The organism is Pseudomonas jessenii (assembly GCF_002236115.1).
Classification (GTDB): Bacteria; Pseudomonadota; Gammaproteobacteria; order Pseudomonadales; family Pseudomonadaceae; genus Aquipseudomonas; species Aquipseudomonas jessenii.
In genome coordinates, this window is record NZ_NIWT01000004.1 from 406,981 (window position 1) to 425,329 (window position 18,349).

Here is an 18,349-nt window from a genome sequence, read left to right on the forward strand (position 1 = left end):
CATATGTACCGCCATCGTTCCATTTCGTTGAGTCGGGCTTAGCGGCTCGCCGCCACCTCGGTTGGCTGGCACATCGTGTGGGTGCCCGGTTGCAGGTAAGGCGTGAGGATCGGTGCCATGCCCTTGAGCACCTGCACCGGCAACGCCGAGGTGAAGGTAAAGCTTTCCGCCGAGCGGCCTGGCACGAACGCCGTCAGGGTGCCGAAATGGTGATCGCCTATGTAGAACACGAAGGTCGCCGTGCGGTTGAGCGATTTGGAACTCAAGATTCGCCCACCGGACCCGATGGCCTCGATGCGGTTGTCACCGGTACCGGTCTTGCCTCCCATCGCCAGCGGGCTGCCGTCGGGCAGCTTGAAACTGCCGGCCACGCGTTTGGCGGTACCGGCGTCGACCACTTGCGACAGGGCCTCGCGCATGGCGGTGGCTACTTCGGACGGCATCACCCGTTTGCCGACGTCCGGGTCATTGATCAGTTGGGTTTCAAAGGGGGTGTTCGCGGCAAAATGCAGGCTGTCAATGCGCAGGGTCGGCATGCGCACGCCATCGTTGAGGATGGTGCCGATCAATTCGGCCAGGGCTGCGGGACGGTCGCCGGAGCTGCCGATGGCGGTGGCCAGCGACGGTACCAGGTGGTCGAACGGATAGCCGACTTTCTGCCAGCGCTGGTGGATGTCGAGGAACGCTTCGATCTCCAGCATGGTGCGGATGCGACTGTCGCGGGCGCCCTTGTGCCGGCTTTTGAACAGCCAGCTATAGACCTCCTGGCGCTCGAACTGGCTGGCTTTGACGATGTCGCCCCACTTGGCGTCGGGGTGATTGAGCAGGTAGCCCATCAGCCACAGGTCCAGGGGGTGGACCTTGGCGATGAAACCCTGGTCCGGCAAGTCGTAGGAGCCTGGACCGTAGGCCTCGTAGAGCCGCACAAGACGTTCGTCGGTGAGCTTTTCCGTGAGCTTGGCGCCCTTGAGGTGCGAGCGCACAAAGGCGTTGAAGCTTTCCTGGCTGGCCTGCGGCAGCAGGTAGCGGTGCACGGCGGCCATGCGGATCGGGGTCGGGCGCATGCTGTCGAGGAAGGTGTCGAGGCGGTCCTGGGTGTCCTTGTTCTTGTACTTCTTCCAGAACTTGAGCAGGAACGAAGTGCCCTCGCGGTCGGCGAATTCGGCCAGGTACTCCTGACGCCGCGGGTTGCGGTCATCCTTGAGCAGTTCGGCACTGCTGTTCGGGCCGGAGTAGGTGGTGTAGCGCACCAGATCACGCATCAGGCGAATGAACGGCAGGTTGATCGATTCGCGCAGAGCGTCGCGCAGGGGCGGTATCCGGCCGTTGTCTTCCTTGCGGAAGTTGTGGAACGTGTGCAGGCCACCCCCGGTGAAAAACGCCTCGCCGGGGCCGGCGGAGTATTTGCGGTCCAGGGCGGCGCCGAGCATTTTTTGCAGGTCGCGGTCCTTGTTTTCGATCAGGTAGTCGACCGCCCAGCGGCTCAGGCGATCCTGATCCGGCACGTCGACTTTCTTCAGTTCCGGAACGGCCATGCCGGCGTATTTGTCATGCAACTCGGCGATGATTTGCAGGTAGGTGGTCAGCACGCGCATTTTCGCGGTGGAGCCCAGTTCCAGTTTGCTGCCTTCGTTGATGTCGAATGGCTGGTCGGTGCTGTCGGTCTGCACCCGCACCCGCGAGCCGTCCGGGGTCAGTTCGAACAAGGTGAAGCTGTAGCGTACCTGGGTGGTGCTGGTGGTGGTCAGGAGGCGTTCGCCGATCAGGCCGATTTGCGTGGCAAACTCAGGGTCGGCCAGTTTTTTCAGGTACTCGGTGGCCTCGCTTTGCAACTGGCCTTGCAGGGTGCTGGTGGCGGAGAGGTCAAGGCGGTCGAGGTCATACAGCGGGCGATTGAGCATGCCGGCCAGACGGCTGCGCGCGACACTGATGCCCTTGTTGGTTTCAATCGGTTGGATGGTCGGCTGGGTGGCCCAGTCGCGGTAGATCACTTTGCTGGCCAGGGCGGCGGCGGCGAACTCGGCGTCGATCACATGGTTTTGTGCCAGCAGGCGTATATGGCTGTCGGTGAGATCGGCCAGTTCATCGTGACCCTTGGTCAGGTAGTGCGACGGGCGGCGCTGGGCAATCATCAACGACAGCATTTCACGCAGGGCCAGGCCTTTTTCCGCCATGGTTTTTGGATCCGTAGCGGTGCTGGACAGCGCTTCGTTGGCCTGTTTGAAGTCGGAGCCGTACCACACGCGCAACCCTTCAGCCATGCCGTGCACTTCACCGTGGCCCGGTACAGCTGACAACGGCACGCTGTTGAGGTAGTCACGAACCACGTTCTGCCGGATTTCGAGGGTTTGTGGCCCGGCCTGATAGGCGCGTACGGTGGCGGAAACCATCTGGCGAATCTTTTCCGCGCCATTGACTGTCAAGCCATCGGGGGAATGCCGGTACTTCTCCAACTGCGTGGCCAGGGTACTGCCACCGGCGGATTGGCCGGGCACGTGCAACATCTTCGCCAGCTGGGACCACGCCGCCATGCCGAACCGCGGCCAGTCCACCGCCGGGTTGGCCAGCGGTTGCCTGGGGTCGAGCAGGAAGCGGTTTTCGATGAACAGCAGGCTGTTGACCACCACCGGCGGGATCGAGGCAAAGGTTGAATAAAGCTGCTGCGGATAGTGGTACTGGTACAGCGGCGCTGCGCGGCAGTCGGTGATCGACAGCCCGGCCTGGATTTTCTCGGCATAAGGCACGAACAGGCCCTTGTCGCTGTACTTCAGCAACGCCGGAGAAAAGCGGGTTTGCGCCTCAACGATGAAATTGCGCTTGATCAGGCGCGGCAGGAACTCACCCAATGAGCTGTAGCCCAGGCGCCGATCGAATGGACCTTCCCCCGGATAGCGAATCGCATCGCTGGGGCCGGGTTTGAGCTCATAGCTCAGTGACGCGGCGTATTTGCTGACTTCCTGGGCCTGGAACTTCGAGGTGCGCATCTCCCTCATGGCGGCCAGCCCCACGACAATCGCGATAATCAACAGCAATAGCCAGAACGCACCCCATCCGTGTCTGGAACGACGGGGTTTTTCAGGTAACGGCGCTTCATCCTCACTTTCATTCGGAACCACGGTTTTACTCGAATCTGTTTGCCACAAAGCGCCCATAGTCGACTGATCCATTCACGCAGATTGATCGGACTTGACTCAAGCTTAGACGGTGGTTGGCGAGGGTGAAGAAAATGTGAAGGGCAAAATGATGCACGGACGCACCGATAATCAGGCGGATTGAAGCACTCGTGGCGAGGGGGCTTGCCCCCGTTCGGCTGCGAAGCAGTCGTAAATCCGGTATTTGCGGTGTGTCTGATACAACAGTGGTTGCCTGATTGAGGGGCCTGCTTCGCAGTCCAACGGGGGCAAGCCCCCTCGCCACAAAACGCTCGGCGTATGGACTGCCTGTTTACAGCCAGCACGCATCCCAGAGCGGGTAGTCGCCAATTTTATCCACAAGTCCCGCCCTGAGTGGATTGGCAACGATGTAGCGAGCGAACGGCAGAAGATCTTCTCCATCGCGAATGGCCCGGTCGTGGTAGCCGGTTTGCCAGAGTGGGCCACGGCGGCCAGTGATTTCGTTCACTTCACGGGTGCAACGTGACTTGATGGCTCCGATGACACGCCCAAGATTGCCTTCCTCCAACTGCATCAGCCAATGAAAGTGATCGGGCATGACCACCCATGGGATGGAGTTCACTACGTTGGTTTCATGAGCTCGACGTAGTTCTGAAACAAGTAAGCGTCCCAAATGCCAATCCGAAAAGATCGGTTGGCGACCATGAACAACGGCGGTGATGAGATATGCCCGACCGCTCTCGGAATATCGGCCCAGACGCAAGCGGTGGGAGTTGGGTTGAGTTGGCATTCCATTGCTTCCCTTGAGGATATCAATTGCACCTTCAAGGCTAGTACCCGGTTGTCCAGGGTAGATCTGCATGTGTTGAGTGAAAGCTCTGATACCTGTGAAGGAATGACGGCGCGAGAAAGCTGTTGTTGTTTTTGTGGCGAGGGGGCTTGCCCCCGTTGCGCTGCGAAGCGGCGCTAAAACCTGCGACTGGTGGTTGTCTGGCACACAGCGTTTTCCTGTTTTGCGACTGCTGCGCAGCCGAACGGGGCGAGCCCCCTCGCCACAGTTGTGATCGCACCTGGAGAAGGGGGGCGGTCTGTAATGGCTGAAGTAGAGCCTTTTCGAGGGTAAGTACGACTTTGGCAGGGGCATGACGATGCACCATTGTTGTGCAATACTCGGCGCCGTTTTTCCCACTGATCTTGCGGGTTTTTCCTACAAGACGACTCTGCCCACGAAGCAGAACCGGTTCGGGAAGCGATGGCTTATCGGTCAGCGCTTCGCCACTCGGTGGTCATATCCAATAACAAGACGAGGTTGTCCCCCATGCCCGTAGGCAATCACCTGCCCCAAGGCGAGACCGCTCAGGGCGGTCCGCTCAAACGTGAACTCGGCGAGCGGCATATTCGCCTGATGGCACTCGGTGCCTGTATCGGCGTCGGCCTGTTCCTGGGCTCGGCCAAGGCCATTGAAATGGCCGGTCCGGCCATCATGCTGTCTTACATCATTGGCGGTCTGGCGATCCTGGTGATCATGCGCGCTCTCGGTGAGATGGCCGTGCACAATCCCGTCGCCGGCTCGTTCAGCCGTTACGCCCAAGACTACCTCGGCCCGCTGGCGGGCTTCCTGACCGGCTGGAACTACTGGTTCCTGTGGCTGGTGACCTGCGTCGCGGAAATCACTGCCGTGGCGGTGTACATGGGTATCTGGTTCCCCGATGTACCACGCTGGATCTGGGCGCTCGCTGCGTTGATCAGCATGGGCTCGATCAACCTGATCGCGGTCAAGGCCTTCGGTGAGTTCGAGTTCTGGTTTGCCTTGATCAAGATCGTCACCATCATTGCGATGGTGCTCGGCGGTATCGGCATCATCGCCTTCGGTTTCGGCAACGACGGCGTGGCCCTGGGTATTTCCAACCTGTGGACCCACGGCGGCTTCATGCCTAACGGTGTACAGGGTGTGTTGATGTCGCTGCAAATGGTGATGTTCGCCTACCTGGGCGTGGAGATGATCGGCCTGACCGCCGGTGAAGCGAAGAACCCGCAGAAGACCATTCCGAACGCGATCGGCTCGGTGTTCTGGCGCATCCTGCTGTTCTACGTCGGTGCGCTGTTCGTGATCCTGTCGATCTATCCTTGGAATGAAATCGGCACCCAGGGCAGCCCGTTCGTGATGACTTTCGAGCGGCTGGGCATCAAGACCGCCGCCGGCATCATCAACTTCGTGGTGATCACCGCGGCACTATCGTCCTGCAACGGTGGCATCTTCAGCACCGGTCGCATGCTCTACAGCCTGGCGCAGAACGGCCAGGCTCCGGCGGGCTTTGCCAAGACCTCGAACAACGGCGTGCCGCGTCGTGCATTGCTGCTGTCGATTGGCGCGTTGCTGTTGGGCGTACTGCTGAACTATCTGGTGCCGGAAAAGGTGTTTGTCTGGGTGACGGCAATTGCCACCTTCGGCGCGATCTGGACCTGGGTGATGATCCTGCTGGCCCAGCTGAAGTTCCGCAAAGGCCTGAGCGCCAGCGAAGCGGCCGGCCTGAAATATCGCATGTGGCTGTACCCGGTCAGTTCGTACCTGGCGTTGGCGTTCCTGGTGCTGGTGGTCGGCCTGATGGCGTACTTCCCGGACACCCGCGTGGCGCTGTATGTGGGGCCTGCGTTCCTGGTGCTGCTGACGGTGCTGTTCTACGTGTTCAAGCTGCAACCGACCAATGTTTCGCAAGGTGCGGCGCGTTCGGCTTCTGTAGAAGCGAGCTAGCTCGCGATAGTCGATAACGATAACGCGTGTTTCCTGGCTGAACGCGGCGCTCTTGGGTCCATCGCGAGCGAGCTCGCTCCTACAAAAAAACGCTGACCCGTTGTAGGAGCGAGCTTGCTCGCGATGGTCGATAACGATAACGCGTGCTTCCTGGCTAAACGCGGCGCTCTTGGGTCCATCGCGAGCGAGCTCGCTCCTACATAAGACGGTCCAGTGACCGGGTTTTTTTCATATCAGGCGGACGCAGGTTGCAGTGATCGATTCAAGCGCTTGTTGAACTCAAGCCAGGTTGCCAGCAACGCCATCAACCCGGCACCCACCAACGCCGTGAAGATCTGCATGGCAAAAGCATCGTCGGTAAGCGCATTGACCATGTCCGCCAATGGCGCCAACAGCACGCCCAGACAGAAAATCTCCAGCGAGAAACGGCCCATGCGGCAACTTTGCTGCGCGAGCCAGTTTTGTGTCCATCCGCTGTCGGGAATCACTTTCGCCGTGACGTAGGCCAGTGCCAGGAAGTGCAGCAGGCGCACGGGGGAAAGGTCGGTCTTGCTGATGGGATACAGGATGTTTTGCAGGCTCGCCGGCACCACGGCATCGTGTAGGTCCGGCCAACGCCACAGCACGGTCAACACACCCGCGACCACGACATACAGCGCCGCACCGACAAAAAACGGCTGGCGAACCAATGGGCGGGTCTGGGGCAGGCGCGGGCGCTGGCTGTGAATCGCAGCGGCACCGCCGAGTACGAACAGCAGCTGCCAGGCGACCGGGTTGAAATACCACACGCCGTCCTTGATGGCCGCCAGGTTCCAGCCAGCCAGCGGCACCATCAGGTACAGCGCCAATGACATCGAGACCACCACCCAGGCCTTGCGCACCAGCAGCGGCAGCACCAGGGGCAAGCCCGCCAACAGCACGATGTACAGCGGCAACGGGTCCATCAGGTTCGGCTTGAAGCGCAACAGCAGTTCATCGATCAGGGCCTGCTGCGGGTTGCTGATGAAGTGATGCATGCCCATTTCTTCCACCAGATCCCGTGTTTCCACGTGGCTGTTGGCGAAAAACACAATGCCCATCAGCATCGCCAGCAGGAAGATATGCACCACGTAGAGCACCCACGCCCGGCGCAGGATTTTTACGCAGGCGATCAGAAAGCCTTCGCGCGCCAGGACTTTGCCGTACGCCAATACGGATGCGAAACCTGCCAGAAACACGAAGACCTCGGCTGCATCGCTGAAACCGAAGTTACGCAGGGTGATTTGCCCCAAAGGGTTGTGGGGCACGTGATCCCAAAAGATGAAGATCAGTGCCAGACCACGAAAAAAGTCGATCCGGTGATCGCGCGCTAAGGTCATGACAGCAGGCTCGTAACAGCGGGTAAAAATGGGATTGGTCGCTGGCGCAAAGGCCACGCGCCCAATCGGCGGCGCGCAGGGTGGACTGATTCGCGGGCAATTGCAAAACCGGGATATTACCGGATGTCTCGGGCATTGCCCCAAGGCTCAACCGCTGGTCTGAAAGACCGCTTGACCTGCGATTTATGACAGTAAACAGGCTCAAATATCAATAAGTGCAACGTTCTTGAAACGGGAGCCTCACATGAGACTGTTGTGGAAAGGGCTGTCCAGTTACACGGTGATCGGGGTCGCCAACACCCTGATTCACTGGCAGATCTTTTTCCTGTTGAGCGTGGCAGCCGGCCTCAGTCAGGCGATCAGCAACCTGGCCGCCTTCTGCGTGGCTGCGTCATTTTCCTTCTACATGAACGCGCAATTTACTTTCGCCGCCAGTGCCACGGTCGCGGGTTATCTGCTGTTTCTTTTGGGCATGGGGGCACTGAGCCTGGGTATCGGCCATCTGGGTGACCTCTGGCGATTGCACGGCTTGCTCACGGTGGTTCTGTTTTCGGCGTTGAGCCTGGTGTTCGGTTTTCTATATTCCAAATACGTGGTGTTTCGCGGACGTGATCAATGAAAATCTCGCTCATTGTCCCGGTCTTCAACGAAGAGCAGTCCATCATCCTGTTTTATCAGGCGGTGCGAAGGGAGTTGAGATTAGGCGACACCGAAGTCGAGATCGTATTCATCAACGACGGCAGCTCCGACAACACGGCCGAACAGGCTATGGCACTTGCCCAGGCGGATGATCAGGTCATGCTGATCAATTTCTCGCGCAACTTCGGCAAGGAACCGGCACTGTTTGCCGGCCTGGAGCATGCCAGCGGCGATGCCGTGATTCCCATGGATGTCGACCTGCAGGACCCGATCAACGTCATTCCGTTGTTGATCGAGCAATGGCAAAAGGGTGCCGATGTGGTACTCGCCAAGCGCCGCAACCGGGCCGCCGACGGCTACCTCAGGCGCCACAGCGCATCGATTTTCTACCGTGTGCTCAATCGCATCGCCTACACCCGCATCGAGGAAAACGTCGGGGACTTCCGGCTGATGGATCGCAAGGTGGTCGATGTGATCCGTTCCTTGCCGGAGCACCAGTTATTCATGAAAGGCGTGCTGTCGTGGGCCGGGTTCAACACCGTAGTGGTGGAGTTCGAGCGGCCAGGAAGGGTGGTGGGGAGCAGCAAGTTCAATATCTGGAAGCTGTGGAACCTGGCCCTGGAAGGCGTGACCTCGTTCAGTACCGTGCCGCTGCGCTTGTGGACTTACGTCGGTGGCGGCATTTCGATGTTCGCGGTGTTCTATGCGGTGTACATGGTGCTGGACAAGATTTTCTTCGGCAACAGCGTTCCCGGTTATCCGTCGCTGATGACTGCGATCCTGTTTCTCGGCGGCGTGCAACTGATTGGCATCGGCATCCTCGGCGAGTATATCGGTCGCATCTATATCGAGGCCAAGCACCGGCCGCGTTATGTGATCAAGGACATCGTCGGCGGTAAAGACCGGGGCGGGCGTTAAATGGGGCGGTTCAGCGACGTCTTCGTTCGCGAGCTTAGCCGGCATCAGGTCTGGCGGTTTTTTCTGGCCGCCACTCTGGTGTATGTCCTGCCGTTGATCCTCGCCGATTATCCCTACATCGATGACAACTGGCGCTCGCTGGCGGCGGGCATGGCCTGGGCCGAACAGGGCCGACTCTTCGCCCAGCTTTTCTACAACGCGCTGAGCTTCAGCCATGCCGCGCCGAACATCTTTCCCTTGCCCTTGTTGATCGCCACGCTGGCCATGGCGTCGGCGCTGACAAGCCTGACGTTCCATTACTTCCGTCGGCCCACCGTTGCTTGCTGCCTGGTGCTGTTGCCGCTCTGGTACAACCCGTTCTTCCTGCAGAACCTGTCTTATCAATACGACGGTCCCACCACGACCCTGAGCCTGGTGGCGGTGATCTACGCGATCACCTTTCGCCACCCTTGGCGCGGCGTGCAGTGGCTGGTGCCGTCGTTCCTGATTGCCTTGGCGCTGGGGCTGTATCAAGTCAGCCTGAATGTGTTCCTGGGTCTGTGTTGCCTGGAGTTGCTCAGGGCCGCCAACGATAAAACCACCCCGGTACCATGGCGTGACCTGCTGGGCTGGAAAGCCGCTCAGGTCATCCTCGGCGGGTTGATCTACAGCGTCAGTGCTTATCCTTTCATGGGCTCCAACCGCACATTGCTGCTCGATTGGACGGCGCATCCCTCATTGCAGATCCAGATCAACATTGGCCGGGTTCTGGAAAAAGTCGTGCTGCTGTTCCATGGCGGATGGCTCTGGGTGTCCGGCGGGTTGCTGTTGCTCGCGATAGCCGGGGCGGTGCGGTTGGGATTGAACGTAGCGGCGCGCCAGGACAGCGGGCCGAAGAAGCTGTTGATCGGCCTGATGTGTTTGCTGACTTTGCCCGTCGTGACGCTGCTGGTGTCCGGTGTCGCGTTGTTTTTCCGCGACTTCAACGAAGGTGCCCGCACCTTGATGGGCTTCGCCGTGCTGCTGGTGTTGCTGTTCTACCTGGGGCATCTGGCGCTGGCGTCGATCCATGAGCGGTTGCCGCTGCTGTTGATGATTCCCCTGCTGGCCATGTTGTCGTTGTCGTTCGCTTATGGCCGGGTGCTGACGGTGCAGAAAACCTTTGCGTCCACGGCACTGGCCGGTCTTGCGTACGACATCGCCAGCCATCAGTCGCTGCGCGAGGCCAGGCGGATCTACCTCTCGGTGAGTTATTCCGACTATTGGTTGGTGGCGGCGGCAGGCTCATTCAAACAGCTGCCGGTGCTGCACTACTTGCTCAATACCGACTTTTACATGCTGGCCGAAAATCTGCCGAAAGCAGGCATCACCAACGTGGTGGCGGAGCAGGAGCGGCGTAATGCGACGCGGGTCGGCTATCAGGGCTATCCGGCGTTGGTCGAAAGCCGGTTCTACCGGATTTACCTGATCGGCGATTACGGTTTTATCGTGATGAAGGAACCGGCCCCGAGCAAAACACTGCGCTGGTGACGCGCGATTCTGCTCGGGGTGGCGAGGTTATGCCGCCGCTATTTCACTGGGCTCGAAACTATCGGCCCGGGCCATCTGCCACATCCGCGAGTAGAACTCACCGTTCACTTCGCCGGTCAGCAACTCACCCGGTTTGAGGAACACGTGCAACTGCGAGAACAGCTTGATCTCGGTCGCCGACATACGTCGCACCAGATGCTTGGCGGACAACTGCGATGGATGTTCGAGGCCGGCGGCGGCGAGCATTTCCGCCAGGGCCTTGAGGGTGTTGCGGTGGAAGTTGAACACGCGTTGGGCTTTGTCCGGTACCACCAGCGCGCGCTGGCGCAGGGTGTCCTGGGTGGCGACGCCAGTCGGGCATTTGTTGGTGTGGCAGCTCTGCGACTGGATGCAGCCGATGGCGAACATGAAGCCGCGCGCCGAGTTGGCCCAGTCGGCGCCGATGGCCAGCACGCTGGCGATGTCGAAGGCGCTGACGATCTTGCCGCTGGCGCCGAGTTTGATCTTGTCCCGCAGGTTCAGGCCCACGAGGGTGTTGTGCACGAACAGCAGGCCCTCGCGCATCGGCACGCCGATGTGGTCGGTGAACTCCACGGGCGCGGCGCCAGTGCCGCCTTCCTTGCCGTCCACCACGATGAAATCCGGGAGGATGCCGGTTTCCAGCATGGCCTTGGCGATGCCCATGAACTCCCACGGATGGCCAAGGCAGAACTTGAAGCCCACCGGTTTACCGCCGGACAACTCACGCAGTTGCGCGATGAAATGCATCATTTCTATCGGCGTGGAAAACGCGGTGTGGCGCGACGGTGACACGCAGTCCTCGCCCATCAGGATACCGCGGGTTTCGGCGATTTCTTTGGTGACCTTGTGTTTGGGCAGGATGCCGCCGTGGCCGGGCTTGGCGCCCTGGCTCATCTTGATTTCGATCATCCGTACCTGTGGCGTCCGGGCTTGCGCCGCGAAGCGTTCCGGGTCGAAGCGGCCGTCGCTGGTGCGACAGCCGAAGTAACCGCTGCCCAGTTCCCAGGTCAGGTCGCCGCCGTTTTCCCGGTGATAGGGGCTGATGCTGCCTTCGCCGGTGTCATGGGCGAAATTGCCGAGCTTGGCACCCTGGTTCAAGGCACGGATGGCGTTGGCACTGAGGGAGCCGAAACTCATGGCCGAGATATTGAATACCGACGCCGAATACGGCTGGGTGCATTGCGGGCCGCCGACCGTCACCCGGAAACTGCTCGGGTCGCTCAAGGGCGCGGGGCGCATGGAGTGGCCGATGAATTCGAAACCCGACTGATACACATCAATCAGCGTGCCGAAGGGTTTGTCGGCGGTTTCATTCTTGGCCCGGGAGTAGACCAGCGAGCGCTGGGCCCGGGAGAAGGGCAGGGCGTCGCTGTCGGATTCGAGCAGGTACTGGCGGATTTCCGGACGGATGCCTTCGACCAGGTAGCGGATATTGCCCAGGATCGGGTAGTTACGCCGCACTGCGTGCGGACTTTGCAGCAAGTCGAACAGGCCGATCAGGCTGAGGACGGCAGTGACAGCGGTAATTGGCCAGAGCCAGTCGTATTCAAGAAACGGCAGGCTGGCGAGGGTGAAGATCACACAGACGGCAAAGAAGGCGTAGCGGCTCAGGAGTGACAGGCTCATACGGTTTCCTTGGGTTCGGACTCAATATTTGGGCAAAACACAAAACACTGTGGGAGCGAGCTTGCTCGCGATGGCGGCGGGTCAGTCAACATCAATGCTGAATATGAAACCGCTATCGCGAGCAAGCTCGCTCCCACATAAAAGCAAAGTGCTCCGCAGGTCATTCAGGCGTTTTGTGCCTGGAGAAAAATCGAAAACAGCTCGGACTGGGATTTGATCCCCAGCTTGCTGTACATATGTTTCTTGTGGACTTTCACGGTTTCGACCGAGATTTCCAGCTTGCGGGCGATTTCTTTACTGGAGCAACCGCTGAGCATCAATCGCCCGACATCCAGCTCCCGGGCCGTCAACTGCGCGCCTTTGAGTTGCTGCACCGAGGCTTCCAGTTGTACCCGCCAATCAGCTTGCGGCGGTGCGGGGGACAGGGCCACGACTTCGTTGATTTCATAGGGTAGACGCTGGCGCAACAGGCCGAGCACCCACGGCTGGATCAACGACAGCAAGGCGATCTGCTGGCCGCTGAAACGCTGGGTGCTGCCCAGGGACAGGCACAGCGTGCGGTCGCCTTCGAGCTGGCAATTGAACTGGATTTCGTCGGCCACCACATTCAGACGAAAGTAGCGCTGGTAATACTCCGTCAGCTCAAAGTGCTCCGGGGCCACTTCCGACAGGCGATACAGCCCGGTGCGCGACTGCTCGCGACAGGCGATGTAGAAGGGGTCGAGCAGGTACAGGCCGCGCAGGTAATCCTGGAACAACTGGTCAGGGCTGCCGTCTTCGCCGGGGCATTCGGCGAACACCTGGGGGCGCTGATCGGCGCTGAAAAGCAGCGCCACCCAGCTGTCGAAGGGCACGTACTGGTCCAGCAGGCGTACAAGCTGGGTCCAGAAATTGGGCTTGTCCAGGGCGTCGATCAGTTGCCCCACCGAGCGGTGCCAGGCGATGTCGTCCAACGAGAGTGTCATGCATCTACCCCTATCGTGTTACCCCGGCGGCGTAATTCCCCGCCCGGTTGCTTGCTGCGCATACTGGCGCACAGACACCGACCGGGCAATCTTTCTGCCGCCCGGCGCATAACAAGGAATACCCATGAAGGTCGAACTCGCCCAATTGGCAGGCCGTGACAACGACACGGCCTACAACCTCGAACGCACTCTGGCGGCAATGGCTGCATGCGCAGCCGATACGCAGCTGATCCTGTTCCCCGAAGGCCACTTGATGGGTTTCCCTTCGACCGAGTCCGTGGCCGAGGTGGCCGAGGCGCTGGACGGCCCGTCCGTCAGCGCGGTAATCGCCGCCGCCCGCGAGTGCAATATCACCGTGGCCATCGGCATGGCCGAAAACGACAACGGCCGTTTCTACAACACCACGCTGCTGATCACTCCTGAAGGCATCGCGCTGAAGTACCGCAAGACTCACTTGTGGGCCTCGGATCGCGGTGTCTACGAGGCGGGCGATCGCTACACCACCTGCCTGTGGAACGGCGTGCGCGTGGGCCTGCTGATTTGCTACGACATCGAATTCCCCGAGAGCGCCCGCGCCCTGGCGCAACTGGGGGCTGAACTGTTGATCGTCACCAACGGCAACATGGATCCCTACGGTCCGACCCATCGCACCGCCATCATGGCCCGCGCCCAGGAAAACCAGGCGTTTGCGCTGATGGTCAATCGGGTGGAAGAGGGCGATGGCGGTTTGTTGTTTGCCGGCGGCAGCGCATTGGTCGATCCGCTGGGCACCTTGTTGTTCGAAGCCGGACGCGAGGAAGGGCAGTTTGCGGTCGAACTGGACCTGAACCAGCTGACGGCGGCGCGCCAGGATTATCGGTATCTGGATGATCAGCGGCTGAGGTTGCCGGGGGAGGTGGTTGAGCAGGCGGGTGGGCTGCGGGAGCTGCTGATTCCTCAGTGCTGATCCTGATTTCTTGTCGACCGGGCTGTCGCCTTCGCGAGCAAGCTCGCTCCCACAGGGGCGGGCTCCAGTGGATTCGGATTTTGTAATCGACACAAATCCTGTGGGAGCGAGCTTGCTCGCGATGAGGCCCTGACAGACGACACACCTGTTTGACCATTCACCCAAGAACAACAACGCAACACCCGTAATTTGCGCCGAACTCGGCTCTGCCATAAATCCAATAAAATCCGGAGTAGTCGCTCATGGCTCGTTTGCAACGCACCCTGTCATTAGGCTCGGTGGTGCTGTTTGGCATCGCCTATATGACACCGATCATTGTGCTCGGCACCTTTGGCATCCTCGCTCAATCCACCGCCGGCATGGTGCCGGCCGCGTACCTCGCGGCGCTGGTGGCGATGTTCTTCACTGCCATGAGCTATGGGCGGATGGCTTCGGCGTTCCCGGTGGCCGGCTCGGCCTACAGCTATGTGCGCAAGGCCATCAGCCCGAAACTCGGGTTCATCGCCGGTTGGGCGGTGCTGCTCGATTATCTGTTCCTGCCCATGGCGATCTGGCTGATCGGCGCGGCCTACCTCAACTCCGCATTCCCGGCGGTGCCGCAGTGGGTCTGGGTACTGGCGTTCATCGGCATCACCAGCGCGATCAACGTCGTCGGCCTGAAGCTGGCCAACGGCATCAATGCCCTGTTGATGCTGGTGCAGTTCCTGGTGCTGATCGCCTTCGTCGCGCTGTGCGTGCATTACGTCGGCGGTGATGCAAGCACGCCATTGTGGTCGATCAAGCCGTTCTTCAATGGCGACATGCAGATGCCGTTGATCATGAGCGGCGCGGCCATCGCCTGTTACTCGTTCCTGGGCTTCGACGCGGTCAGCACCCTGACCGAAGAAACCCGCGATCCACGCCGCACCATTCCCCGGGCGATCATGCTGATCACCCTGATCGGCGGGTTGATTTTCGTCGGCGTGTCGTACTTCGTGCAGATCGCTCATCCGTCGTTCCAGTTCGACAGCGTCGACTCGGCGGCCTATGAAATTGCCCGCAACATCGGTGGTGACCTGTTCGTGTCGATCTTTTTGATCGGCCTGATCGTCGGCCAGTTCGCCTCGGGGCTGTCAGCCCAGGCCAGCGGTTCGCGGCTGCTGTACGCCATGGGCCGCGACGGCGTGTTGCCGAAGTCGTTTTTCGGGACCTTGCACGAACGCTTCGGTACGCCGATCAACAGCATTCTGCTGTGCGCGGTGGTGGCGTTGCTGGCACTGAAACTGGACGTCACCACCTCGACCTCGTTCATCAACTTCGGCGCGTTCCTGGCATTCAGTCTGGTCAACCTGTCGGTGATCTTCCATTACTGGATCGGTGGCGAGAAAAAAGGCCCGCGCGAATTCGTGCTGTTCCTGTTGTTTCCGTTCATCGGCCTGTCAGCGGATTTGTGGTTGATGGTCAGCCTCGATCATCTGGCGGTTTATCTGGGGTTGAGCTGGCTGGCGATTGGCGTGGTGTACCTGGCGGTATTGACCGGTGGTTTCCGTCGGCAGCCGCCGGAGATGGGTTTCCAGGAAGCCGCATAAAGGAAACTGTAGGAGCGAGCTTGCTCGCGATAAACCTGAGGGCGCCGATGGGCATCTGGTTTTACGCGTTTTTGTTTACGACCATCGCGAGCAAGCTCGCTCCTACAGGGCGGACATGTGATCCTTAGCGTTTTTGAGTCAAGGGCCTTCTGTTTATGTCGACGTTTTCCATGCCTGCCTCCGGGATTATCCGCATCGCCGCCGCCCTGTTGATCGGCCCTGACGGCCGCACGTTGCTGGTGCGCAAGCGCGGCACCACGGCGTTCATGCAGCCGGGTGGCAAGATCGAGCCCCATGAATTGCCGGTCCACGCCCTGGCCCGGGAGCTGGAAGAAGAGCTGGGTCTGGACATCGACCCGGCGCAGGCCGTTTACCTGGGTCACTTCTCGGCACCGGCCGCCAACGAACCGGGGTTTGTCGTACACGCCGAGCTCTTTCAACTGAATATTCATTGCGACGTCACCCCGGCGGCGGAGATCGAAGAGGTGCTCTGGATCGACCCGGCCACCGATGGCGATGTCAGCCTGGCGCCATTGACACGGGACCTGATTCTGCCGTTTTATCGAGCATCGCTGACCGCGATCGCCTGATCATTACGCAAAGGACCTCGCCCATGATCCCGCTTCAAGACCTGCTGATTTTTGCTGCTGCCGCGTTGCTGATGGTAGTGACACCGGGGCCGAACATGATCTACCTGATCTCCCGTTCGATCTGCCAGGGGCGCAAGGCCGGGGTGATCTCGCTGCTTGGGGTGGTCGCCGGATTCTTCGTGCACCTGTTTGCCGCCGCTGCGGGTTTGACTGCAGTGTTCCTGGCGGTGCCGATGGCTTATGAGGTGTTGAAGTGGGCCGGTGCGCTGTACCTGTTGTGGCTGGCCTGGCAGGCGGTCAAACCCGGTGCGCGCTCGCCGTTCGAGGCACAGCAGTTGCCCCCGGACTCTTCACGCAAACTGATCACCATGGGCTTTCTGACCAGCGCCCTGAACCCGAAAATCGCGGTGTTCTATCTGTCGGTGTTTCCGCAGTTCATCACGCCGGAGCACGGATCGGTGTTCACCCAGAGCATCATCCTCGGCCTGACCCAGATCAGCGTCAGTTTCTGCGTCAACCTGTTGATCGCCATGTTTGCCGCGGGCATCGCCTCGTGGTTCGTCAACAATCCGACCTGGCTGGCGATGCAGCGCTACTTCATGGGCTTTGTATTGTCGGGGCTGGCGCTGCGGCTGATGCTTGAGCAAAAACGGATGGCCTGAGGATGTGGATCGAACGACTTGATGCCAGCCATGCCCTGGACTACCGGGCACTGATGCTCGAAGCCTACGACCTGCACCCGCAGGCCTTTACCTCGAGCGTGCGTGAGCGGGCAGCGATGCCGCTGAGTTGGTGGGAGTCGCGCCTGACCGGCAAGCTGGACGTGGTGCTCGGGGCGTTCGAAGAGGGCCGGTTGGCCGGCATTGTCGGCCTCGCGTTCGAGCCTCGGGAAAAGGCCCGGCACAAGGTGACACTGTTTGGCATGTACGTGACCGCCAAGGTCCGCCAGCGTGGGCTCGGCTATCAACTGGTTCAGGCGGCATTGGCCGAGGCGCAGAACCATGCGGGTTTGCGCCTGATCCAGTTGACCATCACCGCCGGCAACGATGCCGCGTTCAACCTCTACCAGCGCTGCGGCTTCATCCAGTTTGGCCTGGAGCCGATGGCGGTGCGTGTGGGCGAGGATTACTTCGACAAGATCCACATGTGGCGTGAGATCTAACCATCACATAGATCCCCTGTAGGAGCGAGCTTTTGTGGCGAGGGGGCTTGCCCCCGTTGGAGTGCGAAGCGCTCCCCAGCATTTCTTCAGACACATTGCGCTTGCAGTTTTCGCGACTGCTTCGCAGCCGAACGGGGGCAAGCCCCCTCGCCACAAAGACCGCATCGTCTGATTGTTCTAGCGAACGGCGCTGACCCCATCCAGCGTCGAAAACGACGTGTCCTTGGCCGTCAGCAAGAAGTCGCGCATGTACGGCGCATCGAGCATGTCGGCGCGGATCGCCGCATACAGTGTGGCGAACAAACCTTTCTCACCCAGCCGCTTGGCTTTCACATAGCCTCGCGAGCTGTATTCATGCAGTGCCCAATGGGGCATGCCGCACACGCCGCGACCGCTGGCCACCAGTTGCATCATCATCACTGTCAGTTCCGAGGTGCGGACCTGGGCCGGTTCGATGTCGGCGGGTTCGAGGAAGCGGGTGAAGATGTCCAGCCGGTCCCGTTCCACCGGGTAGGTGATCAAGGTTTCCGGGAGCAGGTCTTCGGGGACGATATAAGCCTTGCTGGCCAGGCGGTGCTGGTTGGCCACCGCGAGCATCGCTTCATAAGTGAACAGGGGTACATAGGTGATCCCGGCCAGGTCCACCGGATCGGAGGTCACCACCAGGTCCAGGTCGCCACGGGCCAGGGCTGGCAGCGGGGCGAAGGAAAACCCCGAGGCCAGGTCCAGTTCGACTTCCGGCCAGGCGTCGCGGAACTGGTCGATGGTCGGCATCAGCCACTGGAAGCAACTGTGGCACTCGATCGCCATGTGCAGACGACCGGCCGTGCCACCGGCCAGGCGACTGATGTCGCGCTCGGCGGCGCGCAGCAGCGGCAGGGTAGCGTCGGCCAGTTGCAGCAGGCGCAAACCGGCGCTGGTGAAGCGCACCGGTTTGGTCTTGCGCACGAACAGCGGCATGCCCATGCGCTCCTCCAGCTCTTTGAACTGGTGGGACAGGGCTGACTGGGTCAGGTGCAGGCGATCGGCCGCATCCACCAGGCTGTCGGCTTCGCGCAAGGCGTGCAGGGTCTTGAGGTGACGGATTTCAAGCACCGGAGGCTCCATGAGGAAAACTTGTCGATAAATCGAAAAGGTTGAGTTTGTCTCATGTTGGTGCCGCTGTCGACCACAAGCACGGCG

15 protein-coding genes are annotated in these 18,349 nt (G+C 60.4%); 9 read left to right on the forward strand and 6 right to left on the reverse strand.

The features are described 5' to 3' along the window. Positions 1–38: 38 nt before the first annotated feature. Together PSJE_RS14950 and PSJE_RS14960 are read right to left on the reverse strand one after the other, a co-directional pair. Positions 39–3,152, reverse strand: a complete 3,114-nt coding sequence (locus PSJE_RS14950; protein WP_090453288.1) for a transglycosylase domain-containing protein — start codon at positions 3,150–3,152, stop codon at positions 39–41. A gap of 292 nt (positions 3,153–3,444) precedes the next feature. After that, entirely contained in the window at positions 3,445–3,903 is a 459-nt protein-coding gene (locus PSJE_RS14960) for an REP-associated tyrosine transposase (protein ID WP_090453290.1), read from the reverse strand. A gap of 528 nt (positions 3,904–4,431) precedes the next feature. Here PSJE_RS14960 and PSJE_RS14965 point away from each other — a divergent pair. Next, positions 4,432–5,865, forward strand: coding sequence for an amino acid permease (locus PSJE_RS14965; RefSeq protein ID WP_090453292.1), 1,434 nt, complete (start codon positions 4,432–4,434; stop codon positions 5,863–5,865). Positions 5,866–6,098: 233 nt separating this feature from the next. On the opposite strand, the gene PSJE_RS14970 is transcribed toward PSJE_RS14965, so the two are convergent. Beyond that, the gene (locus PSJE_RS14970; RefSeq protein ID WP_090453294.1) at positions 6,099–7,223 is read right to left on the reverse strand and encodes an OpgC family protein; all 1,125 of its coding nucleotides are present in this window, start codon (positions 7,221–7,223) and stop codon (positions 6,099–6,101) included. Between the two features lie 244 nt (positions 7,224–7,467). On the opposite strand from PSJE_RS14970, the gene PSJE_RS14975 reads away from it, so the two are divergent. The 3 genes from PSJE_RS14975 to PSJE_RS14985 are packed head-to-tail and all read left to right on the forward strand — an operon-like array spanning position 7,468 to position 10,289. Next, positions 7,468–7,842, forward strand: coding sequence for a GtrA family protein (locus tag PSJE_RS14975; RefSeq protein ID WP_057716240.1), 375 nt, complete (start codon positions 7,468–7,470; stop codon positions 7,840–7,842). After that, positions 7,839–8,780, forward strand: coding sequence for a glycosyltransferase family 2 protein (locus PSJE_RS14980; protein WP_090453296.1), 942 nt, complete (start codon positions 7,839–7,841; stop codon positions 8,778–8,780). Before PSJE_RS14975 ends, PSJE_RS14980 begins: the two co-directional genes overlap by 4 nt. Beyond that, a complete protein-coding gene (locus tag PSJE_RS14985; RefSeq protein ID WP_090453298.1) occupies positions 8,781–10,289 on the forward strand; it encodes a glucosyltransferase domain-containing protein in 1,509 nt (502 codons plus the stop codon). Positions 10,290–10,316: 27 nt separating this feature from the next. Here the strand turns inward: PSJE_RS14985 and PSJE_RS14990 are convergent, their stop codons facing one another. Then, on the reverse strand, positions 10,317–11,936 hold the full coding sequence (locus PSJE_RS14990) for an FMN-binding glutamate synthase family protein (protein ID WP_090453300.1): 1,620 nt from the start codon (positions 11,934–11,936) through the stop codon (positions 10,317–10,319). A 164-nt stretch (positions 11,937–12,100) separates the two neighbouring features. Further along, positions 12,101–12,901: a helix-turn-helix transcriptional regulator gene (locus PSJE_RS14995; protein WP_090453302.1), complete on the reverse strand. Its 801-nt coding sequence runs from the start codon at positions 12,899–12,901 to the stop codon at positions 12,101–12,103. A 124-nt stretch (positions 12,902–13,025) separates the two neighbouring features. Here PSJE_RS14995 and PSJE_RS15000 point away from each other — a divergent pair, with 124 nt between their 5' ends. From PSJE_RS15000 to PSJE_RS15020, 5 genes are all read left to right on the forward strand, one after another. Beyond that, on the forward strand, positions 13,026–13,847 hold the full coding sequence (locus tag PSJE_RS15000; protein ID WP_090453304.1) for a carbon-nitrogen hydrolase family protein: 822 nt from the start codon (positions 13,026–13,028) through the stop codon (positions 13,845–13,847). A 242-nt stretch (positions 13,848–14,089) separates the two neighbouring features. Beyond that, entirely contained in the window at positions 14,090–15,415 is a 1,326-nt protein-coding gene (locus PSJE_RS15005) for an APC family permease (protein ID WP_090453306.1), read from the forward strand. Between the two features lie 155 nt (positions 15,416–15,570). Next, complete coding sequence (locus PSJE_RS15010) at positions 15,571–16,005, forward strand: NUDIX hydrolase (RefSeq protein WP_057716233.1); 435 nt, start codon at positions 15,571–15,573, stop codon at positions 16,003–16,005. A gap of 23 nt (positions 16,006–16,028) precedes the next feature. Then, on the forward strand, positions 16,029–16,667 hold the full coding sequence (locus PSJE_RS15015; RefSeq protein ID WP_057716232.1) for a LysE family translocator: 639 nt from the start codon (positions 16,029–16,031) through the stop codon (positions 16,665–16,667). 2 nt (positions 16,668–16,669) lie between these two features. Further along, complete coding sequence (locus PSJE_RS15020) at positions 16,670–17,167, forward strand: GNAT family N-acetyltransferase (RefSeq protein ID WP_090453308.1); 498 nt, start codon at positions 16,670–16,672, stop codon at positions 17,165–17,167. 177 nt (positions 17,168–17,344) lie between these two features. Here the strand turns inward: PSJE_RS15020 and metR are convergent, their stop codons facing one another. Further along, positions 17,345–18,262 carry a transcriptional regulator MetR gene (gene metR, locus PSJE_RS15025; RefSeq protein WP_007985733.1) on the reverse strand — a complete coding sequence of 306 codons (918 nt, stop codon included), beginning with the start codon at positions 18,260–18,262 and terminating at the stop codon, positions 17,345–17,347. Between the last annotated feature and the right edge of the window lie 87 nt (positions 18,263–18,349).